Origin of the sequence: Holtiella tumoricola, from assembly GCF_027857615.1 — a bacterium.
Classification (GTDB): Bacteria; Bacillota; Clostridia; order Lachnospirales; family Cellulosilyticaceae; genus Holtiella; species Holtiella tumoricola.
Genome location: NZ_JAQIFT010000068.1, coordinates 66,194 through 91,458 on the forward strand (window position 1 = coordinate 66,194; position 25,265 = coordinate 91,458).

At 34.4% G+C, this 25,265-nt stretch carries 23 protein-coding genes and 1 other annotated feature; of the genes, 2 read left to right on the forward strand and 21 right to left on the reverse strand.

Annotated elements, in window-relative coordinates:
• Positions 1-21: 21 nt before the first annotated feature.
• Positions 22-1,977, reverse strand: coding sequence for a glycogen debranching protein (locus PBV87_RS19595; RefSeq protein WP_053985335.1), 1,956 nt, complete (start codon positions 1,975-1,977; stop codon positions 22-24).
• A 136-nt stretch (positions 1,978-2,113) separates the two neighbouring features.
• Positions 2,114-2,308, forward strand: a binding site (T-box leader).
• 71 nt (positions 2,309-2,379) lie between these two features.
• Here PBV87_RS19595 and tyrS point away from each other — a divergent pair.
• Together tyrS and PBV87_RS19605 are read left to right on the forward strand one after the other, a co-directional pair.
• Positions 2,380-3,606, forward strand: a complete 1,227-nt coding sequence (gene tyrS / locus PBV87_RS19600) for a tyrosine--tRNA ligase (protein ID WP_271013445.1) — start codon at positions 2,380-2,382, stop codon at positions 3,604-3,606.
• Positions 3,607-3,727: 121 nt separating this feature from the next.
• Positions 3,728-4,342 (forward strand): putative immunity protein, encoded by a 615-nt coding sequence (locus PBV87_RS19605; RefSeq protein WP_330373807.1) that lies wholly within the window; start codon positions 3,728-3,730, stop codon positions 4,340-4,342.
• 62 nt (positions 4,343-4,404) lie between these two features.
• Here the strand turns inward: PBV87_RS19605 and PBV87_RS19610 are convergent, their stop codons facing one another.
• The 20 genes from PBV87_RS19610 to rpsU form a co-directional block, all read right to left on the reverse strand.
• On the reverse strand, positions 4,405-5,559 hold the full coding sequence (locus PBV87_RS19610; RefSeq protein ID WP_271013446.1) for an AI-2E family transporter: 1,155 nt from the start codon (positions 5,557-5,559) through the stop codon (positions 4,405-4,407).
• A 14-nt stretch (positions 5,560-5,573) separates the two neighbouring features.
• On the reverse strand, positions 5,574-7,034 hold the full coding sequence (locus tag PBV87_RS19615) for an aminoacyl-histidine dipeptidase (protein WP_271013447.1): 1,461 nt from the start codon (positions 7,032-7,034) through the stop codon (positions 5,574-5,576).
• Positions 7,035-7,235: 201 nt separating this feature from the next.
• Positions 7,236-8,594: a PFL family protein gene (locus PBV87_RS19620; RefSeq protein ID WP_271013448.1), complete on the reverse strand. Its 1,359-nt coding sequence runs from the start codon at positions 8,592-8,594 to the stop codon at positions 7,236-7,238.
• 20 nt (positions 8,595-8,614) lie between these two features.
• Positions 8,615-8,884, reverse strand: coding sequence for an ACT domain-containing protein (locus tag PBV87_RS19625; protein WP_053985340.1), 270 nt, complete (start codon positions 8,882-8,884; stop codon positions 8,615-8,617).
• A gap of 11 nt (positions 8,885-8,895) precedes the next feature.
• Positions 8,896-10,899, reverse strand: a complete 2,004-nt coding sequence (locus PBV87_RS19630) for a cell division protein FtsA (protein WP_271013449.1) — start codon at positions 10,897-10,899, stop codon at positions 8,896-8,898.
• Positions 10,900-10,904: 5 nt separating this feature from the next.
• Entirely contained in the window at positions 10,905-11,822 is a 918-nt protein-coding gene (locus tag PBV87_RS19635) for a galactose-1-phosphate uridylyltransferase (RefSeq protein ID WP_271013450.1), read from the reverse strand.
• A 101-nt stretch (positions 11,823-11,923) separates the two neighbouring features.
• A complete protein-coding gene (locus tag PBV87_RS19640) occupies positions 11,924-13,534 on the reverse strand; it encodes a peptide ABC transporter substrate-binding protein (RefSeq protein ID WP_053985343.1) in 1,611 nt (536 codons plus the stop codon).
• A gap of 11 nt (positions 13,535-13,545) precedes the next feature.
• Entirely contained in the window at positions 13,546-14,091 is a 546-nt protein-coding gene (locus tag PBV87_RS19645) for a lytic transglycosylase domain-containing protein (protein WP_242847685.1), read from the reverse strand.
• A 12-nt stretch (positions 14,092-14,103) separates the two neighbouring features.
• Positions 14,104-14,697 carry a dephospho-CoA kinase gene (gene coaE, locus PBV87_RS19650; protein ID WP_053985344.1) on the reverse strand — a complete coding sequence of 198 codons (594 nt, stop codon included), beginning with the start codon at positions 14,695-14,697 and terminating at the stop codon, positions 14,104-14,106.
• 9 nt (positions 14,698-14,706) lie between these two features.
• Positions 14,707-17,334: a DNA polymerase I gene (polA, locus tag PBV87_RS19655; protein ID WP_271013451.1), complete on the reverse strand. Its 2,628-nt coding sequence runs from the start codon at positions 17,332-17,334 to the stop codon at positions 14,707-14,709.
• 90 nt (positions 17,335-17,424) lie between these two features.
• Complete coding sequence (gene recO, locus PBV87_RS19660) at positions 17,425-18,186, reverse strand: DNA repair protein RecO (RefSeq protein WP_053985346.1); 762 nt, start codon at positions 18,184-18,186, stop codon at positions 17,425-17,427.
• Positions 18,187-18,192: 6 nt separating this feature from the next.
• Positions 18,193-18,312 carry a YqzL family protein gene (locus PBV87_RS19665; protein ID WP_082238827.1) on the reverse strand — a complete coding sequence of 40 codons (120 nt, stop codon included), beginning with the start codon at positions 18,310-18,312 and terminating at the stop codon, positions 18,193-18,195.
• A gap of 94 nt (positions 18,313-18,406) precedes the next feature.
• Entirely contained in the window at positions 18,407-19,312 is a 906-nt protein-coding gene (gene era, locus PBV87_RS19670) for a GTPase Era (protein ID WP_271013452.1), read from the reverse strand.
• A gap of 10 nt (positions 19,313-19,322) precedes the next feature.
• Positions 19,323-19,721 (reverse strand): cytidine deaminase, encoded by a 399-nt coding sequence (locus PBV87_RS19675; RefSeq protein ID WP_271013453.1) that lies wholly within the window; start codon positions 19,719-19,721, stop codon positions 19,323-19,325.
• Between the two features lie 11 nt (positions 19,722-19,732).
• Complete coding sequence (gene ybeY / locus PBV87_RS19680; protein ID WP_271013454.1) at positions 19,733-20,272, reverse strand: rRNA maturation RNase YbeY; 540 nt, start codon at positions 20,270-20,272, stop codon at positions 19,733-19,735.
• Positions 20,235-22,256, reverse strand: coding sequence for an HD family phosphohydrolase (locus PBV87_RS19685; protein ID WP_271013455.1), 2,022 nt, complete (start codon positions 22,254-22,256; stop codon positions 20,235-20,237). Before PBV87_RS19685 ends, ybeY begins: the two co-directional genes overlap by 38 nt.
• 35 nt (positions 22,257-22,291) lie before the next feature.
• Entirely contained in the window at positions 22,292-23,275 is a 984-nt protein-coding gene (locus PBV87_RS19690) for a PhoH family protein (RefSeq protein ID WP_053985350.1), read from the reverse strand.
• Complete coding sequence (gene yqfD / locus PBV87_RS19695; RefSeq protein WP_271013456.1) at positions 23,275-24,483, reverse strand: sporulation protein YqfD; 1,209 nt, start codon at positions 24,481-24,483, stop codon at positions 23,275-23,277. The genes PBV87_RS19690 and yqfD overlap by 1 nt, the downstream gene beginning before the upstream one ends.
• Positions 24,484-24,512: 29 nt before the next feature.
• Entirely contained in the window at positions 24,513-24,809 is a 297-nt protein-coding gene (yqfC, locus tag PBV87_RS19700) for a sporulation protein YqfC (RefSeq protein WP_053985352.1), read from the reverse strand.
• A gap of 208 nt (positions 24,810-25,017) precedes the next feature.
• Entirely contained in the window at positions 25,018-25,197 is a 180-nt protein-coding gene (gene rpsU, locus PBV87_RS19705; RefSeq protein ID WP_053985353.1) for a 30S ribosomal protein S21, read from the reverse strand.
• Positions 25,198-25,265 lie beyond the last annotated feature (68 nt).

Here is a 25,265-nt window from a genome sequence, read left to right on the forward strand (position 1 = left end):
TACTTTATAATGACGACCCTACTATTTTGTACAACATCTAAAAACACATATTGTAAATGGATTCATACAATATCTTGTTTCTTGAACTTTAAGGTGACATCCTATAAAACTTTGGGATTGTGATGTATCAATAATCAGTTGCCAACCTTGTTCTTGTTTTGGTAAATCAAATACAAGAGGCTCAATATAATTATTCATCATAATATACAGTTTTTCTGAACCTACTTCTATTTGCTCAGCTAAGCTACAAGAATAATACGACCAATCTGGTTCGTTATAATTGACCCCATGAAAAGTAATTTTTAGTTGTTCTTTATTTATTGCTTTAAAACAATTACTTTCTTTCCTAAATTTAATCATTGATTTTACAAATTCTAGAATTTCTTTATTTTTCTCCGTTAAGCTCCAATCTACCCATGTGACTTCATTATCTTGACAAAAAGCATTATTATTACCTTTTTGCGATCTTCCCAACTCATCTCCCATCAAAAGCATAGGTATTCCTTGTGAGAGTAACAATAAAGCAAAATAATTTTTTATACGTTTTTTTCTTATCGAGATAATTTTCTCATTCTGTGTTTCGCCCTCTTCTCCACAATTGTAGCTATAGTTATTATTATTGCCATCTCTGTTTCCTTCACCGTTTAACCTATTTTGTTTATATTGATAAGAAACAAGATCCCACATTGTAAAGCCATCATGTGCAGTAATAAATTGTATCGTATGCGTCTTATTTTTCCTAGTATCTTGAAATTGTATTTCACTCCCTGTTAAACACTTTGCAACTGCATTAGTCATACCTTGGTCGCCTCTTACAAATCGACGCATAGTATCTCTATAACAATCACTCCATTCTGCTATAGGGTATGGCATACGCCCTACATCATAGGCACCTTTTGCATCCCAACATTCAGCAATAAGCTTTACATGTGATAAGATAGGATCATTGGCAATATCCTCCATAATCGAACCCGCATACCAATTACCAACTTCATTTTGCATTAAAATAGATGCCAGATCAAATCTAAAGCCATCAATCCCCATACACACAACCCAATAGCGCAGACTATCTAGAATAAGTTGCTTTGTCACAATATGCTTATTATTGAGTGTATTACCTGTACCAGCATCATTACGATGATAGCTCCCATTCCATTTATAATATACTTCTGGAGCTAATGCCTTAAAATTAAAGACTTTCCCGTCTTGTCCCCCTTCACCTGTATGGTTATATACTACATCTAAAATAACTTCCATACCATTTTGATGAATAGCCTCTACAAATTTCCTAAATTCTTTAACTTCTCCAAGGGCCCCTCTATCCATTGCATAGACTTCTTGAAGGGCAAAAAAGGAAATACTATTATACCCCCATTCATCTTGTAAAGTTTCTTGAGTAATAGGATGTTTATTAGAAAGTGTATGCTTATTCCATTTAAAAATTGGCATTAATTCTAAACTAGTAACACCCAACTCTTTTAAATAGGGTAATTTTTTTAATAAGCCTTCAAAAGTTCCTCTTTCCCTATTTTCAATTTGACTTGTAGGACTTTTTGTAAAAGCACCTACATGCATCTCATAAATGATTGTTTCTTCCCATGGAATAAAAGGACGTTCTCCTTTATATACTTTATCATTGACAACGATATTCTTATAATGATTACTCCCTTTAGGAAAAGCTGACAAACTTCTAGCATAGGGATCAATAAGAGGTATACTCATCTCTCCTTTTTCTGTAACTGTCTGCCAGGTGTAAGCAAATCCCTCTTCTACACCTTTGATACTTATACAAAAAACATCCCCCATGCAAGAAGTCTCACGATCAAGAATTACTTCTACTAGTGGTACTTCTTCGTAAACAAATCTATAAATTTTAAGGATCATACAACGTGCAGTTGTTGCGTAGATTCCAAAATTGCACCGATCTCTAATTAGCTTACACCCCAACAAGGGAAAACCCTTCTCTATTTCAAACATAAGCTCCCTCCCTACTTGTGTGTTTAGAAAATATAAATCATTATATAGTCTACCATATTCTGGTAATTTTATACAGATAAAATTCAAGTCTTGCAAATTTCTTTCGCTATGTTATAATAATAACCAATTATATAGTCTAAAAATGTTGATAAAGATTGAGTAGTAATAGACTTGCCTTTTCAGAGAGCATACGGTTGGTGCAAGTATGCAGGAATCTATTATGAATTACACCTTTTGAATTGCACATATGTGCCGGTTACATACCGTTATCATGTTAGAGGCAATGTATTTTGCGAACAAAGGTGGTACCACGGGTGATCTCGTCCTTTTTATAAGGCGAGGCACCCTTTTTTTATTAACTTTTTTAATTACTCTAGACAACTTATTAGGAGGATTTTAAGAATGAACGTATTTGATACCTTAATGGAACGTGGATTTATCCAACAAACAACACATGAAAAAGAAATTAGAGAACTGTTAGAAAAAGAAAAGGTAACTTTCTATATTGGTTTTGACCCTACTGCTGATAGTTTACACGTAGGTCATTTCGTAACAGTTATGGCTATGGCTCACATGCAACAAGCCGGACATCGTCCAATCGCCCTTTTAGGTGGCGGTACAGGTATGGTTGGTGACCCAACTGGTAAGACAGATATGCGTAAAATGCTTACTCCTGAAATTATTAAACATAACGTAGCTTGTTTTAAAAAACAACTTTCTCGTTTTATTTCTTTTGATAATGAACAAGCAATGATTGTTGACAATGGAGATTGGCTTCTTAATTTAAACTATATCGAATTCCTTCGCGAAGTTGGTGTACATTTCTCTGTAAACCGTATGCTTACAGCTGAATGTTTCAAACAACGTCTTGAAAAAGGTCTTTCTTTCTTAGAATTTAACTACATGCTTATGCAATCTTATGACTTCCTAGAGCTTTACAGAAAATATAACTGTAAATTAGAACTTGGCGGTAACGACCAATGGTCAAATATCCTTGGTGGTGTTGAACTTGTAAGACGTCTTCATGGCGATACTGCATTTGGTATGACTTTCTCTCTTCTCACAAACAGTGAAGGTAAGAAAATGGGTAAAACAGAAAATGGTGCTGTATGGCTAGATGCTGAAAAAACATCTCCTTACGACTTCTACCAGTATTGGAGAAACGTAGCTGATGCTGACGTTAGAAAATGTCTATGTCTTCTTACCTTCCTTCCAATGGATGAAATCGATGCACTTTGCAGCGTAGAAGGTGCCGAAATTAATAAAGCAAAAGCTAAACTTGCTTTTGAAATTACAAAAATTGTTCATGGTGAAGAAGAGGCTGCAAAAGCACAAGAAGCTGCTCAAGCTGCTTTTGCTGGTAAAGGAGCAAGTGGTTCCCTACCAACTACAAATTTAAGTGCTGACCTTTTTGCTGAAGGTCTAGATATCATTAGCCTTCTTGTAGACCATACAGGAATTGTTGCAACACGTTCTGAAGCACGTCGTCTCCTTACACAAAACGGTATTAAAATTGAAGGAAAACCTGTTGAAGCCATTGACTTCAAAGTAACTACTGATTTATTCAACGATGGTGCTTTAATGATTCAAAAAGGTAAAAAAGTATTCCATCAAGTAAATCTTGTTTAATCTTAATCTATAGATAATAAGAGGGCTACCCAACTGGTGGCCCTACTTTATTTTATTCAATAACTTTATTCTAGGAAGCTTCTTCAAATGAGTTATTTTATATCTCTATTTAAAGAATGAGGTGATAATTATATTTAATGATGTAGATTTAAAAATAAAAAAACATAATAAAATACTTTTTACACGAGATAGTGACTGTTTACAAGAACTTCGAAAACTTATCTGCCTCCAAAAACATACCACGCTCATCATGTGGATATTTGACTGTCTACAAATCCCTCTAGATGAAATAAAGACAGCCTATCCAAACGAATCTGAATCACAAGCGGCTTTTATGCTATCCGATTTATGGGCAAGAGGTGAAGTCAAAATGCCTGTTGCTAAAAGAGCTATCTTAGATTGTCATGCTGTTGCAAAATCTATAGATAATGATTACTTTATTGCACTCTACCATGCTGTTGGTCAAGGATGTGCAACTGTCCATGTAGAAACCCATGCCTTAGGTCTTGTTTTTTATGAGCTCACTGCTATTGTCATCAAAAATAACTATCAGAACTATCAATATGAGGTTACTAAAAAAATACAGTACTATATGAATCGCTTACTATGGTGGCAAGAAAACATTGAGGTATTTGAGCACCAGAGAAGTTGGGCAAACTTCTTAGTTAAACCTAATAAACCAAATAAAGAAGCTTTATTATATGTTAAGGATACTCATGCTAAAGGTAAGCTTTAAAATAGCAAAAAAGGATCGATTACACTTTCACAAGTGATCGATCCTTTTTTGCTTAGTATCTTTTAGCACTCTTCTCCATTAAATAGATCCCCCATATATCGCATAATCAATAACCTGATAAATGCCACCGTTGGGACACCTAATAGAATACCAACCAAACCAAAAAGTTTCCCCCCTATAACAATTGCTAAAAGGACTGCTATAGGATGAAGCTTGACAGTTTTACCCATTACCTTCGGCACAATGAACCAGCCATCTATTTGCTGCAAGATCATTACTGCAATTACCGCATAGACACCTCTAATAGGATGTGGACCTATAAAACCAATAAGACCTGCTAAAATAAAGCCTATAACTGGTCCAAAGTATGGAATAAGATTAAATATTCCTGAGATAACACCGATGATAATCGCAAAATCTATGCCTATTACCATTAATGTCACACTAATCAACGTTGCCATAATAACTGCATCAATTAATTGCCCTCTAATATATCCAGAAAAAACATAGTCTATATCACGTCCTATATCTCTTACTTCACTTTCCATTTTATCTGGCACAATCAAACTTAAAAAGCGATTATATATACGAAGCAATTTAGTTTTATCTTTAAGGGTATAGAAGGCAATGACAAAGCCAAGGCCAAGGTTAAGCAAGTTGCCCCCTAAATTTGTAAGGGTATCTACCCCCTTGCTACTAAGCCAATTTACAAAACTATTAATGCCTTCATAAACACGTCCAATCAAGTCTCCCCCATTTTGTAAGAATGGTAACTTTGATGTTGCAAAATCCATATTTTGAATCATACTTGTAAAATACTGTGCATATCCAGTCAAACTATCTTGTAAATTCTGAATTGCCCCTCCCCCTATAACCTTTCTTACATTCATCACAATGACTAAAGTAAATAGTAAAACAATAAGGATAAAAGTAAGTAAGGTAAATAGCGTTGGCCAACTACGATTCACAGACTCTTTGTGAAAAATTCTTTTAATCCATCTTTCAAAGAAATCTGTAAGTGGATCTAAAAGATAGGCTATAATTATACCAAATATAAGCGGTTTAAATAAGTCAAACAACCACTTTACAAAAGTCGCTATATATCCCCCCATGAGTTTGAAATTAATAAGCAAGAAAGCACCTAAGATGGTGACAAGTATACTTACAACAATATAAACACTAATTGTAAAATACTTATTATTTTTTTCAAATTTCATCGGGTTACTCCTTCTTAGTAATTTTTCATTTCTTTAAGAAGGTCTAAAAGGAACTCAAAAACACGTTCCATAGAACTAATACTTGCACGTTCTTCTGGTGAGTGAATATCATAAGCATTTGGTCCAAAAGCAATCATATCTACACCTGGCATCTTCTCAAGTAAGAAACCACATTCAAGCCCTGCATGAATCGCTTTAATTTCAGGTTTTTTATCATATTTTTGTTCAAATACTTGTGTTGCTAATTCACGGATTCTAGAATTTGGTGCATATACCCATGCTGGGTAATCGCCTGCTACCGTACATTTTGCCCCAATGTTTGCTGATACACGTTCAATCTTACGAATAATATTTTCTTTCTTAGTTGGTACAGAACTTCTTACAGCTAATACAATATGCATTGCATCTTGTTCTAATTGTACTACACCAATATTTAATGAACTTTCTACAAGTCCTGGAATCTGCATACTATAAGCCATAATTCCATGTGGAAGTGTCATTAATAAATCAATAATTTGTTGAGTTTGTCCTTCTGTAATACATGCTTTTGCTTCAGTTTCTACATGAGTAAACATCTTAAGCTCTGGATCTTGCTTTTCATATTCTGTCTTAAAAGCTTGCTCCATTGTTTGAAGGATGCTTTCTACTTCTGATTTTTTATCCACTGGTACATAGAAAGAAGCTTCTGCTTCACGTGTTATAACATTATCCTTGCTACCACCCACAAATGTTGCAAGACGTATAGGCATTGTTTGGCGCACACGGTCTAATACACGTCCTACAAGTACGTTTGCATTGGCACGTTCTTGGTGAATATCTGCTCCTGAATGCCCACCTGTTAACCCTTTAATATTTACATTGAAAAGTGCAGACTCTGCTGGTGTAGCTTCATAAGATACTGGTAAATCTACATGTGCTTTTGCCCCCCCTGCACAGCTTACAAGAAATTCTCCTTCAATGTCTGTATCAAGGTTTAATAAGACTGTACCTTCTAAGTATTCTGGATGAAGATTTGCAACACCATCCATACCTGTTTCTTCTGCTGTTGTCATAAGTGCTTCAATAGCTGGATGTTCGATTGTATCATCTGCAAGTACTGCCATTTGATAAGCAATAGCAATACCATTATCAGCTCCTAATGTTGTACCATCTGCACGAATAAAGTCACCATCTACAACAAGTTTAATGCCTTCAGTTAAAAAGTCATGGTTCGTATCTTTGTTTTTTTCACATACCATATCTAAATGTCCTTGTAAAATAACAGTTGGTGCATTTTCATAACCTTTTGTTGCTGGTTTCTTAATATAAATATTATTCGCTTCATCTTGCTTAACATCTAAATTAAGGCTTTTTGCAAATGCCACCATATAATCACTAATTGCTTTTTCATTACCAGAACCTCGTGGAATACGGCTAATTTCTTCAAAATAATACATTACCTTTTCTGGCTTTAGGTTTTCTAATACTCTAGTCATGTTAAAACCCTCCTTAGTCTTCTTTATTTATTATTGTACTTAATTATTCTAAATTTATCCATTCTCTTTTACTACTTTTTTAAGTAAATGTAAGAAAATAGATAAATCACGTTCCTATTGTTCTCATTATTGCAGAAATCAGAATGGTGTTAGTCTATAAAATTGGGGGCAAATTTTATATTTTGCCCCCAATAAATTCCTTTAGTTTTTAAAGCTATGGATAGGTGCTGGCACTCTACCCCCTCTTGCAATAAAGCGTTCACAACTATAGCGATTCACTGGCATAATGGGTGCACGACCTAATAGTCCACCGAATTCTACATTTTCACCTACATCTTTACCACATACAGGAATAATACGTACAGCTGTTGTCTTAGCATTGATCATACCAATAGCCATTTCATCTGCCAAAATACCACTCAATGTAGCTGCACTTGTACTTCCTGGTACAGCTACCATATCAAGTCCTACCGAGCATACACATGTCATTGCTTCTAATTTTTCAAGTGTTAACGCACCTACTTCTGCTGCTTTAATCATGGCATGGTCTTCACTTACAGGAATAAAAGCACCACTTAACCCACCTACATAAGAAGAAGCCATAACACCACCTTTTTTAACACAGTCATTTAAAATGGCAAGGGCTGCTGTTGTTCCTGGAGCACCTGCCATTTCAAGTCCCATCTCTTCAAATATTTCACCTATACTATCTCCAATTGCTGGTGTAGGCGCTAAAGATAAGTCGATAATACCAAATGGTACACCTAGTGTATCAGCAGCTTCTTTGGCTACCATCTGGCCTGCACGTGTAATTTTGAACGCTGTACGTTTAATCGTTTCACACATTGTTTCAAAATCTGCTTGTCTTACATGCTCTAAAGCTTTCTTTACAACACCTGGTCCACTTACGCCCACATTGATAACTGTATCATGTTCTCCAACACCGTGAAATGCACCTGCCATAAATGGATTATCTTCTGGTGCATTACAGAAGATTACAAGCTTCGCACAACCAATACTTTCTCTCTCTGCTGTATACTCTGCAGATAGTTTAATAATCTCACCCATACGTTTAACTGCATCCATATTAATCCCTGACTTCGTACAACCTACATTAACAGATGCACACACATGTTCTGTTACACTTAAAGCCTCTGGAATGGATTCAATAAGTACTTTATCTGATGGTGACATCCCCTTTTGTACAAGTGCAGAAAAACCACCAATAAAGTTTACACCAACAGCTTTTGCTGCACGATCTAACGCTTTGGCAATAGGTACATAAGAATCTGCTTTTGTTGCACCACCAATAAGAGCAATAGGTGTTACTGAAATACGTTTATTAACAATTGGAATACCATATTTCTTAGAAATTTGTTCGCCTGTTTCTACTAAATCTTTGGCACAAGTTGTAATTTTGTTATAAATATTTTCACAAAGTTTATCCATATCATCTGAGATACAGTCTAAAAGACTAATCCCCATTGTAATCGTACGAATGTCTAAATTGGCCTCTTGAATCATCTTATTCGTTTCTAATACTTCTAATCTTGAAATCATTGTTTTTCCCCTTCCTGAGCTTAAATACGGTGCATAGAGTCAAAAATATCTTCATGTTGTAAACGAATATCAACTTCTATGGCTTTACCAAGTTCAGTAAGCGCATCTACAACTTCATTAAACGAAACAGTACAATTTGTAAGGTCTACAATCATCATCATATTAAAATAACCATGTAAAATAGTTTGTGAAATATCTAAGATATTCACTTGTTTTTCACTCAAAAGTGTACAAACTTTGCCTATAATCCCTACTTTATCTTTTCCTACTACTGTAATAATCCCTTTCATTGTGAGCCTCCTTATTTTTTCCAATAAATTTCTATTTTATCGTTTTCTTTAATTGGGTCGGTCACTGCAGCCTTCATACCGTTAAGTATCAGTTGAATCGTACCTTTAGGCTGACTGAGGTCAAAATCTATATAATCAAATATGTTAACAAATACATACCCTGCTTCTTTATAAGGTAATTCTATAAGTTCTCCATTAACATATAAGCGTATAGCTGAATCATTTTGCTGTTGTAAGAGTTGTTCAAGTAATTCCATATGATTATTTTTTTGTTCTTCTACTTTATTTGAAATATCTATATGGTCAAAGGGTTGTAAAAGGTATTCACCATTTACTTCATTTCCATTTACTACTATCAATTTTTCTTCTATTTTCATCTGTAACAGTTGACACAATTCTAAAAGGGTATGAATCGTTTTAACTTCTATTTCATCTCCATCTTGAATGATTTCTTCTTGTGAACGCATATCTCCATTAACGAGTATCATAGGAAGATATATTGGTTCTCCATTGACATAAAGGGTTATTGGCTCTTTAAGTAAATGGATATAATCTTTCACGTAGCCTGTGCCATCTACTCCTGGCTTAGCAAAAATCATATGAATACGATCACCTTCACTAATGGCATCTTCTAGGCTAGCTATTTGATCATTTAAGAAAATAACAGCAGCTTCTCCACTTCCACCCTTTATCCTTATTCGTTCTCCATTACATTTAAACATTAAAGTTCTACCTTTAGTGGGAAAAATCTCAGTATGTGCAATACCAGCATGCATGAGTACATCCAAGATAGTCATTTTTTTTGTATTCATTAGTGTAATTTTCTCACCATTGAAGTTCACATTTAAAAATTGTTGCTGTATACTCTTAGCTGCTGTCATTGCAATCCCTAATGGGGTAATCATTTCTGGTCCTTTTGTCATCTCACACTCATATACAACATCAGGAATTTGATCTGCAAGGCGTACTGCCACACGTGCTTCTGGAAGTTTGAGCTCACTTGAAAGATTTTCAATAAGCCCTGGCATCTGGCTCCCACCACCTATACAAAACACTGCATTCGTTGACTTCTTGCCATTAAGTTCTAAAATCTTCTTACCTATTTGCTTAGCTAGTTGCCCCATAATAGGTTCTATACATGCTTTTAATTCAGTACTACTGATCTCATTTGTAAATCCAATAATATCTTCATAGGTAATGATCTCCTGATAATTCATTGCCTGCTTCATTTTTTCTGCAGTATTAAAATCTACTAAATACTTGTGTACAATTGCCTCAGTTACTTCATCACCCGCCATAGGAATCATGCCATAAGCTACAACACTACCTTCTCTTGTAATAGCAATATCTGAAGTCCCAGCACCAATGTCTACAAGTGCTAAGTTAAGAAGACGTAAATTTTCAGGGATCACCGCATTAATAGCTGCGATAGGCTCTAGAGTCAAATGAGAAACATGTAAATCAACTCTATTGGTTACTGCATATAAACTATCTACTACACTTTTAGGCAAAAATGTTGCTAAAATTTTAGCACTTAATACTTCACCTTTATGGCCCTCTGGATTGGATATGACATAGTCATCTACAAAATAGTTAATTACCGTATGGCCTACACAAAAATATTCCGTCGCCTTTATTTTACGTTCACGTTCTAACATTTCTTTAGCAAGATCAATCCCCTCTACCTGGAGATTTTGCATATCTAACGGCCCTATTTCATGTACTTCATCAAAGCTTTTAGTTACATAAGTCATTTGCGTATTGAGAACACGACCAGCAGCTGCAATATTTACTTCTTTTAATGCATAACCAACTTCTTCTTCTAATTTTTCTTTAATACGCCTTACAATATTGGCAACCTTTTCAATATCATGCACTTGCCCATCTAACATGGCACGTTCTTCGTGCTCCATACATATATGATGCTTAACATGCCACTTCTTCTCTTTGATATAGCCTAGCGTTCCTATTACAGTACGCGTACCAATATCTAGTCCAAATATTAAATCACTCATTCTGCCTATAGTCCCCCTTTTAAGTCTAATAAATACTTTTTCATTATATCTTTTTGTGTTTTGGGATTGACCACATTAATTGTACATCCAGTTGCCAGTTCAAATCCTGCAAACTGACCTGTCCTTGGCAAAATCTTGATGAAGAAATGATAATGCTCATCCTGCTCATATCTACCATTCATAAAACACATATTATAACTTATTTCTCCTAACATCTGCCTATTCATCTTTATGGCTTGCTCTGTGATATAAGCCAAAGCTTCCAAATCTGCTTCATCCATTTGTCCAATATTGGAAATATGCTTCTTAGGAATAATCCACGTTTCATATGGTACACTAGCACCTTCTGGTACACATAGTTGCCATCCATCTTGTTCCAATACACTTAAATCTTTATCTTCTATTTCTTTACATATTCTACATTTATTCGTTTGTCTGAAGTATGCTTCCATTTTTTTATAATGTTCTTCTATTGTACAAGGCACCTCTTCTAATGCAATAATCTGAGAATGTGGATGCCCTATACTTGCCCCAGCCCGTTCACCTTCATTTTTAAAAACTTGGACAAAGTGAATTCTGGGCATTTTAGATAATGTTATCCACCTATCTCTTATCACTTGCAATAAAACTTTCCAATGTACTTTCGTAAAGTGTTCGGGCTTTTTATGGTGATCTTGTGTTTCGATAATCACATCATGTATTCCATAAACTATCCCTTCTTCAGAACAAGCTGGATATTTATTATTTACTATTTGAATCTTATCCCCTTCTTCTGTCACTATTGCATTTCTTACAATTTCTATCTCTGATGCATTTTCCAGACAGAAAGGACATAATGAGGCCCCTAAAAATTGATTAGGTCTAGTTCTTCTATTTTCTGACAAAATGCTACTTATACCTAGTACTTCATCATTATACATCATCCCATCATTCACCTCGTATTCATCTTAGGTTTTATTGTACTATATCCTTTTCTAAAATTAAAGAGACATCTAGACAATAAAAAAAGACTAGTTCTTAAGAACTAGTCCACAATTTGCCATTCTTCTACATTTGAATAAATATTAATAGGACTTGGTTGTATATTTCCTCCAACCTTTTTCTTCGTAATTAATGCCCCATTTTTAAAATATAAACTGATATAAGGGTTTTGTTCCGCAATATATTGTTGTAACTTACTATATGCCTCTACAATTTTATCAGGATGACTACTAAAGGCTGCTTGAATATATTGATCCATTGTTGGATTATTATAACTTACAAAATTATCTCCACCTGTAATTTGACTAGAATGAAGTGCAAACGTTACATCTGGGACGTAAGATAACTTCCATCCACCTAAGAAAGCTTCAAATTGTTTATTATAGATACGCTCTTTAAAAGTAGTTGCATCTGTCTTCTCAATAGTTACCTCAATCCCTACTTCTTGATACATCTTTTTGATACTTTCTGCTACACGTACACGTTCATTATTTTCTTCATTTACAAGTAATGTAAAGCTTAATGGAATATTATTCTTCATAAAAAGCTTTGTTTTTTCATCGTAAGTATAACCTTCTCCTACTAGAAGTAATTTTGCTTTTTCAACATCATATCCTTTAATTTGTAGCGTTGGATCAAATAAATAAGAATGAGGTGCTATAAGTGTATCTGTAATAACAGAATGTCCTAAATAATAAATTTCTGACATCTTTTGTCTATCAATAGCATACACAAGAGCATTGCGAATATTTGCATTTTGAAAAATAGGTTTGTTATGGTTAATACCCATAAATTCATAACAATTAGTACCTAGTTCGTAAATATTAGCAGACTTATCTTTAGCATATTTACCCCAGTCCATTACATCTGTATAAATCACATCAATCAGGCCTTGTTCAAATGCATAAAGTAAACTTTCTTCATCTGGAATAATCATAACTTTAATTTCTTTGATGCTTGGTGCACCCATAAAGTAAGATTCATTGGCAACTAAAGTTGCCTCCTTATGAGAAATACTTTCAGCATATTTAAAAGCTCCAGAACCTACCGGTAAAATAGCTTTTTGCTCTGTCTCAGTTCCTGTATAAATATGTTTTGGAACAACAGGGAAAAATAAGGTTTGATAAACACCACTAAATGCTTGTCTATAATAAATCTTTAAAGTATACCGGTCTACAACTTGTATATTGGCTATATTTTTAGTTGTAAGTTTATAAGGTGACTCACTAGCCTTTTGTATAAGTTCTAAAGTATAAGCCACATCATCTGCTGTTAAGTTTGTACCATCATGCCACTTCACATCTTGTCTTAAGTCAATACGCATGCATTTTTCTGCTTCACTATAAACATAATTTTGAGCTAAATTGGAGCTTACACTTCCATCTTCATTAAGATTTACAAGTGTATCAAACATAAGATAAAGATTTTGTTGTACACTTTTGTCCATATTGTAAATAGGATGGAGTGTAGTAGGGTTTTGCATTCCTATAGTAAGAACAGATGAAACATCTGTGTTTTGGTCAGTTGTTACCTCTTCTTTTGTAGGCGGCTTTTCTCCTTGCTCACTCTCATTTGAACCCGTTACCGTACCGCAACCTACTAGTAAAACGATACACATCATGAGTGCAAGTATTTTACCGAACTTATGAATCATTCTTTTCCTCCTTAGTGATTGTAAAGCAACTTATAAATGGCATAATGAAAACTTACCTTTTTAACATAGCGATCTGTTTCCTTGAAGGGAATAGTATGTAGTACTCTACCATCTTTGCTATAAAGGGTATTTTCACGCCACTTTGCTACATTGCCTGAACCAGCATTGTAAGCTGCTAATACTAAGTTTTGATCCCCCTCATATTGATTCATTAGCTTTGCCAAATACCAACACCCGATTTGGATATTAATCTCTGGATCAAATAATTTATCATTAGAATAATAGGGGATCTCGCACTCTGTAGCGCCCCAACTGCCTGTCTTATTCATAATTTGCATAAGTCCCTTTGCACCACTTCTTGAAAGTGCTTTGGGTTCAAACCCACTCTCTGCCTTCATGACAGAATAAACAAAGAGTGGATCCACACCATATCGTGTACTATAAGTATCTACAACCTCTTTATAAGGTCTACGATACAGCACAAAAGGACTTATACATAATATACAAACCATTAATAACCCACATATTAATATCTTTAAATATCTTTTTACCTTCACGCCAATACCCCTTTATAATTGTTCTAGCATTTTGACCATTTGTTCTTTTGTATGTTGACGTGTATAACGGTTATCAATGACAAAGTCAGCGACTTTTTCTAATTCTTCCCATTTTTTTTGCTTATTAATCCGTTCTAACACTTGTTCTTTAGTAAATTCATCACGTTTCATCAATCTTTCTACACGTGTTTTTTCATCTGCATAAACAGCTATGACGTAATCGGTAAGTTCAATTAATCCAATTTCTATTAAAAGTGCTGCATCAATAATGACAATATCCCACTTCTTCTGTTCTTTACATTGTTCTAGCAATGTTTTAATCTCATTAAAGATAATAGGATGTGTAATTGCATTAAGGGCTTTAAGCTTCTCTTGATCGCCAAAAACAATTGCACCTAACTTTCTACGTACAATGTTGCCTTCTTCATCTAAGATTTCTCTTCCAAAGGTTTCTATCACTTTATCATAAGCTAAGTCGCCCTTTAAAAGAATTCTATGTCCCATCTCATCTGCTCCAATAACGAAGCACTTTTTCAACTCTGTTAGCAAAGAAACAACTGTGCTTTTCCCTGCCCCAATTCCACCTACAATTCCTATTGTTCGCATCACTTTCTCCTATTTTGCAGCTAACCAGTTAGAGCCGCTGTGTACATCTACAGATAGCGTAACTTTTAAGTCCACTGCTTGTTCCATTTTTTCTTTAAGTAGTTTGGCTACTTGTTCTTGTTCTGGCTTATATACTTCTAATAAAAGTTCATCATGTACAGTTAATATAACTTTTGAACGTAAACCTTCTTCTTGTAGCGCACGGTGCACATTAACCATTGCAAGTTTAATAATATCTGCTGCTGTTCCTTGAATTGGTGTATTCATCGCTTTACGCTTACCAAACTCCCTCAAATTAAAGTTCTTTGCGTTAATTTCTGGAATATCACGTTTACGATTAAAGATGGTTTGAACATAACCATGATCACGTGCAAAAGACACACATCCATCTAGGTAATCTTTAATTTTTGGATATTTTTCAAAATACCCTTCAATGTAAGCTGCTGCTTCTTTTTGTGTAATCTTTAAGTCTTCTGAAAGTGAAAATGCCCCAATACCATAAACAATCCCAAAGTTAACAGCCTTTGCATTACTTCTTTCAAGCGGTGTAACCTCTTCAAATGGTACATGGAATACTTCTGAAGCAGTTAATGTATGAATATCAATATTTTGATTAAATGCATTGATTAACTTTTGATCATCTGCTAATGAAGCAAGAACACGCAACTCAATCTGTGAGTAATCGGCATCTAAGAAGATATAATCTTCGGATGATGGTATGAATAACTCACGAATACGTTTACCCATCTCAAGTTTGATTGGAATATTTTGTAGATTGGGTTCTGTTGAACTAATACGCCCTGTCGCTGTAATGGTTTGATTAAAGCTAGAATGAATTTTATGTTCATCCGTCATAACTGAAAGTAATCCATCTACATAAGTAGATTTTAATTTAGTATATTGTCTATACGCTAAAATATCTTCTACGATTGGATAACCATCTTTAAGTTTTTCAAGGACTTCTGCAGCTGTTGAATAGCCTGTCTTAGTCTTTTTAACAGCTGGAATATCCATTTTCTCAAATAGAATCACACCTAATTGCTTTGGTGAATTAATATTAAATGCTTCTCCTGCTGCTGCATATACTTTCTCTGCAACATTTTCAATCAACGCATCTAATTCTTTACCATAGGCTTTAAGCTTTTCTACGTCAACCTTAATGCCTTCTACTTCCATATCGAAAAGCACCTTTACAAGTGGCATTTCAATATTGTAAAACAGTTCTTCCATCTGGTTGTCTTCAATTTCTTTTTTGAGTACAGCATAAGCTGCATCTAAAACATGAGCACGTTCAGTTAAAAACTTTATACGTACTTCATCTTCAAGGGTAAGCCATGCCTTCATGCTCTTGCCTTTTCCTAGAAGCCCTTCCGTACTTTCTACATTTTGTACCCCTAAGAAACGATCTGCTATTTCACTTATTTCATAAGTTTCATTAGTAGGCTCGATTAAATACGCAGCAATAAATGTATCAAATACCTGTCCTTTTATCTCTATGTGATAAGGATAAAGAATATGTCTAAGCTGTTTGCTATCATGAATAACCTTAAGCCCTTCTTCATTACCAAAGAAGTTTTGTAAGGTTTGTACCTCTTCTGTATTTGTTAAGTTAAAGCTTAAACGACCTACTTTACTATTAAAAGCCAGTCCAAGCTCTAATGTATCTGCTTCATAGGCATAAGTCATGGCACAAACTTGTCCGCCTGTTACTTCTTCTAAGCCGTTAAATGTATGCACTTCTACTTGCTCTACTGGCTTATTGGCTGAAGCTCTTGGAAGCCTTGCAATAATCTTCTTAAATTCTAAGTTTTTCATAAGTTCTTCTGCTTCTTCTGTAAGTGTAAGATCTAAGTTAAACTCATCCCATGTATACTCAAGTGGTACATCACATACAATGGTTGCAAGCATTTTACTTTCTAGTGCTTGATCTTTATAAGTTACAAGATTCTCTTTTAATTTCTTTTGAGTAATCTCATCAATATGCTCATATAGATTTTCAATAGAACCATAAGTTTTAATAAGCTTAACAGCAGTCTTTTCACCTACTCCAGGTACACCTTTAATATTATCTGAAGCATCTCCCATAAGACCTTTGACATCAATAAACTCTAATGGCGTCACTTCATACTTAGCTTCTACATCTTTGGCATAGTAACTTTCTATTTCAGTTCCTTGTTGTTTAGTCTTTGGAATTTTAAGTTCAATCGTCTCACTTGTAATTTGAAGCAAATCGCGGTCTCCTGATACAACAACCATGCGATAACCATCTCGTTCTCCACTCTTAGCTAATGTCCCAAGTAGATCATCTGCTTCAAACCCTTCCTTCTCCATCATATGAATATTCATAGCACGTAACACCGTTTTGAGTAGTGGAATTTGCTCACGTAACTCCTGTGGCATACCTTTTCTTGTGCCTTTGTAATCTTCACACTGAATATGTCTAAAAGTAGGCGCACTGACATCAAATGCAACACCTACTAAATCTGGTTTTTCCTTTTCAATAATGCTTAACATTATATTTAAGAATCCATAAACCGCATTGGTATAGCGACCTTCTTTATTAGTTAGTAGTGGTATACCATAAAAGGCTCTATTAGCAATACTTAAACCGTCGAATAACAGTATCTTTTTATTCATTCTACACCTCCTAGTTTTAAGGATACCCTAAAATATTCCTATTTATTATAGCATAGTTTGTTTTATAAGCGAAGAAAGAGCTTAGAAAATCTAAGATAAATTTTCTAAGCTCTTAATAAACTCAAGGGTTTTAAAAGGTTTCTCTATGTAATAAGCAACCAGTGCATCACAGACTAAACCTATTTCTTTTAATACGTAAGGTTTAATTTCAAAGTGATAAAGTACCTTTATTGGACTTCCTAGTATATAATGCAAAACATACCAACTCGTATAACTTAAGGTTATACCAAATCCTACACCTTTACACTTATCACAAACAATACCACCTTCTCTTATTACAAAGGTATAACGTTTGTTAGGATCTTGTACAATTTCTGTTGTGCAATTCACACAATGGTCAAGTTCTGGCATAAATCCAAGTACACCTAAGGCACGCATTTCAAACGTTCGTCTAATACGCTCACATGCCTCACTTCCCATTTTCTCTAAACTATGTAAAGTATATAGCATTAGCGTCAAAAGGTGTTCATTACCACTACCTTCCACTGCTACTTCACTTATAAATTCAGCAATATAGGAAGCATAGCTTAAGGTAAATAAATCTTCTCTTAAATGATGAAAAGTGAAGATAGGCTCTACACCAACAAGCTTATAGGTATGTTTATAACATGTCATTGTAAATTCACCATATACAAACATCTCTGTTCCTGAAGCTAAACCTTTATCAAACTTTTTAGCTCGTGGTGCACCTACTTGAATCTTACCTAATTCTTTTGTAAAGAGAGTGATAAATTTATCACTCTCTCCAACTACATACTCTTTAAGAATAATTCCTGTTGCTTTAATTATCATAATTTTCTATGTCTCATCCACTCTCTTCTCTAATAAGCTTGATCTGGTTTTTTCATACTCCTTAAACTCTAGATAGGTTGCAATATCTCCTGTAGTCTCAAAACATTTCCATAAATGATTTAACATATGAATGCCCCCTTTAAGCTTAATACTATTAGCATATACAAGTTTAGATTTACAATACTACAAAAAAACTTCCACCTCTTAAACCCTTGACTTATTAATATTCGTCGTTATTAAATCCGAAGTTTTTAAGTAAAAATTGGCTATCTCTCCAGTTTTTCTTAACTTTCACCCAAAGTGTTAGATAAACTTTGGAGCCTAAAAGTCTTTCCATATCATAACGTGATTTACTACCAATGTCTTTAATCATTGTACCATTTTTACCAATGATAATACGTTTATGTGAATCGCGTTCACATACAATCGTTGCTTCTATGTCCACTACATTACCTTTTGGACGTGCTTTCATTGTATCAATTTCAACTGCAATACCATGAGGAATTTCTTTATCTAAAAGATGAAGGGCTTTCTCACGAATCATTTCTGCAACAATTTGTCTTTCTGGTTGATCTGTTAACATATCACCTGGGAAGAACTGTGGTCCTTCTGGTAAATATTTCTCAATACATTTTAAAAGAGCATCAACATTGTTACCTTCGTAGGCTGAGATCGGAATAATCTCTGCAAACTCTACCTCTTTTTTAAACTTATCGATTGTTTCAGCTACCTCTTCTTTAGATACACTATCAATTTTATTAATACAAAGGAAAATTGGTGTTTTTACTGTTTTAAGCTTTTCAAGAATGATGGCATCATTTTTCCCAATTACTGGATGTGGCTCAATTAGATAGAAAATAATATCTACTTCATTAAGTGTTGTATTGGCAGTTTTAACCATCATTTCACCTAATTTATTTTGAGGGGTATGAATACCTGGTGTATCGATAAAAATCGCTTGGAAATCATCTGTTGTTAAAACAGTTTTAATACGATTACGTGTTGTTTGAGGTTTGTTAGACATAATCGCAATCTTTTCTCCGATTAAACGATTCATAAGTGTAGATTTCCCTACATTGGTTCTTCCAATAATTGAAACGAACCCTGATTTAAATGTATCTTTCATAATAATCTCCTTATTTGTTCAATTCTTCTTGTCCAAAATGGTGAGGTAATAAATCATTAAAAGCATAAACTTTTATTTCACCTTCAGCATTTTCAAGGATAATTTCACCTTGCTTCATAAATTCACCAATAACTTGGCGGCAAATTCCACATGGATACGTAAAATCTGTGCTACTGCTTACAATTGCAATTGCTTTAAAATGTGTTACACCTTCAGAAACTGCTTTGAAAATAGCTGTACGCTCTGCACAGTTTGTTGCTCCAAAAGAAGCATTTTCCACATTACATCCTGTATAAATTTTATCGTCTTCAGTAAGTAAGGCTGCACCTACCTTAAATTTTGAGTAAGGTACATAGGCATATTCCATTGCTTCTCTCGCTTTTGCCACTAACTCTTTGTACTTTTCCATAAAGACATCTCCTATCTTCCTATATTTAAAGCAGTTAGAACTTCTTCTTGCTTTGAAATCATAAGTTTCTCATCACTATCATTCATATGATCATAACCCAATAAATGGAACATACTATGTGCTACTAAAAAGCAAACTTCTCTTTTTAATGTATGTCCATATTCTTCAGCTTGTTCTTTCGCTACTTCATAGCATAATACTATATCTCCAAGTAGAATGTCTTTAGTATCATAATTCATGATTGACGCTTCGTCAAGATTCTTCCAATCAATGACACCATTTGAAATCGGGTCAATTTGTGGGAAAGATAAAACATCTGTCGGCTTATCTATCTCTCTATGTTCACGGTTAATCTCTTGTATTTCTTCTTTATCAACAACAGTTAAACTGATTTCTGCTTCATAAGGCACCTTCTCAATTTCTAAGCATTGATTAATAACAGCCTTTACTGTTTCTAATAAGCCCTCTTGTTGTTCAAAAAAATCATAGTCATCTTCTAAGTATAAATTCATGTCATTTAACCTTTCTATCTGGGTATTCAATACGTTCATGATACATCCCTTTTAGCATGCGTGTAAAGGACTCAATAATTTTTTCAAGATCTGATATATACAAAGGACATTCATCTAACTGGCCTTCATCAAACTTTTGCCTTACCATTTTTCTTACGATATCTTCTACGCTTAACTCTTTTCCTATCTTGTTTTGCATAGAGCGTACAGTGGCTTCTACCACATCTGCTAGCATAATAAGTGCTGCTTCACGACTTTGTGGTTTGGGACCTTTATAAGAGTAGTCCATAGGATCTACTTCATCACCTTCTATATTTTTTGCTTTTACGTAAAAATATCCAGCCATGCTTGTCCCATGATGTTCCACAATCATATCTTTTACACACTTTGGAAGCTTATAGGCTTCTGCAAGTTCAAGCCCTGATGTTACATGTGATAAAATAATATCTGCACTAGACTTTGGATCAAGATAATCATGTGGGTTATCTAATACTTGATTTTCTTTAAAATAATTACTACACGTTAGTTTACCTATATCATGATAGTATCCACCTACCCTCGCCATTAAAGCATTGGCTCCAATCTCATCTGCTGCCGTCTCAGCAAGATTAGCTACAAGTAAACTATGATAATATGTACCTGTCGCTTCTATTAAAAGACGTTTTAAAACAGGTTGATCTGGATTGGTCAACTCTAAAAGTTGAATAGGTGTAATAAATCCAAACGCAGCTTCCCATAGTGGCAAACTTCCCACAACTAAAATAACAATTATAAGTCCAACCAAGAATGCTTCTGCCCCCTTAAATAGTAGCTTACTAGATATATTCATACCAACAAGTAAGTTGAGACTTACAAATAGTGCCGCTTGGATCCCACCAATAAAAAGTGCATTGCGCATGGTCTGCTTACGTTCTTGCATGGATGTAATAATAGAAATACTTAACAATCCACTAAGCAGATGATAGATCATAAACACTAAATCCGCTTTGTGCGAAACCCCTGCCACAACAAGTAAAATAAGATGCATTACAATAGCAATATCTTTACTAATTAAGATCGATATGAGTAATGGTGCTACAGCAAGGGGTATATAAATATAATCTCCTGTTATCATCACTCTTATCAATCCTAAAGAAATCACATATAAAATAAAGATCAAACTGGCTTGTCCTCTTGTTAAAGCCATAATACTCTTATCTATGCGAATTGTACGATATAAAAATAGCAAGATTAGAAATATAAGTACAAATAAGCCTATAAATTGGCTATAGTTTTGAGAGTCATCTGTACTTAAATAACCGATTGTATTTAAAATAGCATAGGCTTCTTCTGTTACCCGTGTTCCCTGCTCCAATACACGTTCACCTTGCAAAATATATATAGGCTCTACATGGTTTCTCGCTTCTTCTTTGGCTAGTGCTGTTGCCTCTTTATCTATTACGAAATTTGCCTTAATTTGAGTATAAATTATTTCGTAGGCAATTTTTTGCTGGAGTGTGCTTAAATCTGTACGTTCTAATTTAGTCCGTATATCTAAAGATTTATTTTCATTTTCCTTTACGCCTGCATCCATAATATTAGTTAATAAATTAATACAAATTTGTTCTAAACTATCTAACTCATTTAAACTTGTACCTAGTAAATTTTTATATTCATCTTCATACAGAGGAATAGGTGATTTACTTTGTAAAATTTGTACAGGTGAGGTCCCAAACTCTTCTGGTATTCCTGATGTTTTTAATGCCTCAACATAGTTAAAAAGAAGTTCAATATTAGCAATACCCTTTTGTAGTACTTTATCGTCCATTTTATAGACATCAGGTGTTGTATTTTCAGCTAATATCCTTTTACGTTCTGTAGCCAGTTCATTTTCCACTTGAAAAGGTGCTTCAATTGTCTGTTGAGCTATTTGACCTACTTCTATTTTAATTTTTTTACTAAAGCAATCGCCCGAAGTAACCACTAAGCAGGTTAGTATAATTGCAATGATACAGTATAGTACTTCCCACCGAAATTTTTTCATCCCCTACCTCCATCTTTCAAAAAATGCCGCTAGAATTAGCGGTCATTTTTTGAATGCTTTTGTATTTTTTTTTCATAATCATCGTAAGCATCTACAATCTTTTGAACTAATGGATGACGCACAACATCATTACGATCTAAATAACTAAATGCAATGCCATCTACATTAGCAAGTACTTTACCTGCTTCTTTTAAGCCACTCTTTTGATCTGCTTGTAGGTCAATTTGTGTTAAGTCACCTGTAATGATTGCTTTACAGTTAAAACCAAGTCTTGTTAAGAACATTTTCATTTGAGGTGGTGTTGTATTTTGTGCCTCATCTAATACGACAAAAGCATTATTCAAAGTACGCCCTCTCATATATGCAAGTGGTGCGACTTCAATAAGTCCTTTTTCCATATTTTTTTCAAATTGTTCTGGTCCCATAATCTCAAAGAGTGCATCATAAAGTGGACGTAGGTATGGGTCTACTTTACTTTGAAGATCGCCCGGTAAAAATCCTAACTTCTCTCCCGCTTCAATAGCAGGGCGTGTTAAAATAATCTTGCTGACTTCATTTTTTCTGAATGCATTGACAGCCATTGCCATAGCCAGGTATGTTTTCCCTGTACCTGCTGGTCCCACACCAAAGACAATCATATTTTTCCTAATATTTTCAATATATTTTTTTTGTCCCATTGTCTTTGCTTTAATTGGCTTACCTGCTTGAGTCATAGTAATTAAATCTTGGCTTGCAAGTGAGAATTCTTTTTCTTGATTTTTCTTGATGAGATCTACGGTATATTCTACCATCTGTGTATCAATAACTTCACCTTTTTCAGCAATACTCAAAAGCTCTTTGAAAGTTTTTACCGCTAGATCTATTTGAGCTGGTTCACCTGAAATTTTAATATCTTCATTTCTAAGTACAACTTTAATATTAAAGAGTTTTTCCAGTAATTTAATATGCTCATCAAATTTACCGAAGATCCCTGCTATATAACATGTTGGTATTTGAATTTTCTTTTCATCTAAACCCATTATTCATTTTCTCCTTCTACTTTATTCTGGGGCATTATTTCTTCTAAAGACAAGCCTACATGCTCGCTTACATCCTCTTCGACTATTGCCTGTAAAGTTGCTACAAGCTTTCCTTCTTCTTGTTTATAGCTTACCTCATGATAAAGTACATTGGATCCTTCACCTAATTTTTCTAAAAGAGCGTCATAAAGCGCACCATATAACTTTTCTTTTGCAGTCTCTTCCTCTACCACTTGTTGCTTTGGAACATACTCTACCTTTTGTGTACATTCATAATAAAATGGAAGTGGAAACTTATCTGTTAACTTAAATTGCTTAACGGTTACAATTTCATCAAAATGATTATAGACATCTTTTGAATGACTTTTCCAAATAGGCATTTTGAAATTAAATAATCTTAAGTTATAGCGTGAACTCACGCGTTCTGTATAATCCTTTTTTACACTTTCAAGAGGCATACTTGCTGTAAGTGCATAACCTGTCTTTGCCAAAATCTGCGCTTTTGAATGTGCGAGATAGAATGCACCAGATTCATCATTATAGGGAATACTACCGGAAACTAAAAGGTCTCCTTTTTTAACAGTATCTCCTTTTTTAACTTGTGGCATTCCTTTATCTGTTGCGATATAAGTAATCAGTGCATCTCTTTTTGCAACTAAATTACATGGTTCTGTTTCTTCTACTAACTTTGGCTTTGGTACAGATTCACTAATTTGTACAACCAGCTTTGTCCCTTCGTACTTCACACCTGTCCAAATAATTTCTGGATAAGCATCAATTAAGACTTGCTCAGCCTTTCTTAAATCAAGACGTCCTTTAAACCTACCTACTTCATATCCATTCTGCTCTAATGTTTCAATGACTTCTGTCTCATTAAGGCGTTTGCAGCCATCAACTTCAACTAGCCAAACAAAAGAACATAATAGATACATAAGACCTATAAAGATTAAACTCCCATATGCTAACATCCATCTTTTGCGATAGCGAAATTGGAGGAATGGTAATCCTCTTTTTTCTACAATACGTATATGACATTTTGACTTTTTTGCATAAGGTTTAAGCTTTTTAAAACCTTTTGTAGTTGTATACAAATACATTTTATTATTCTTACGTATAATATTCCAAAAATATTGACTGTCTTTTAGGGCTAAATTCATAAATTTTTCAAGTGCATATCCACTTACTTCTACTATAACATAACCTCTCAAATAATTCCATATCGTTAAAAACAAATCACTCACCCTTTCTGTCCATAGCTCACAGATTGGATTTTACCTTTAATATGTATTTGTTCACTATCCATACTCTTTGCTTCTAAGTTCTTCCCTTCAATAGCAAGTTCTCCACACGTTGTGTTCAGTCTGATAATATCTTCTTCATACTGGACAATACTAATAAAGTTTTCTATTGCTATTTCACGATTACCAATGAATGAAATAATTGGAATATCTAATACCGTTTCTTGAGGTACCTCCAAGCTACTCATTACACCTAGTACCCACTCTTTCTTTTTATCTTTCATATCTTTTTTCATGGTGTTCCCCTCCTTATCATTATTATATTTATGCACGAATAAGGACAGGTATAACTTGTATCAAAAAGAAAGATGAGAATAACAAAAAATCCTAGAAATGCATAGCATTTCTAGGATTTATATCTTTGCTCAAGGTAGCCCTTGATTATAGCACAGCTTAGTCGCCTCCTAGACCTCTAAAGAGATCTCAGGCAGACATCACTAGTTATTAGTATTGTCTATTTTTTTTGCGTGCTGCTTCTGATTTCTTTTTACGTTTCACACTTGGTTTTTCGTAATGTTCTCTTTTACGAATTTCTTGCATGATACCTGCTTTAGCACAATTTCTTTTAAAACGACGAAGAGCGCTATCTAAAGATTCATTTTCGCGAACAGTAACCTCTGACATTTCTTTCCCTCCCTCCGGGCTGCAGTATCGTGCTTTATGCATTTGTACGGAGAAAAGATTAAAGCACT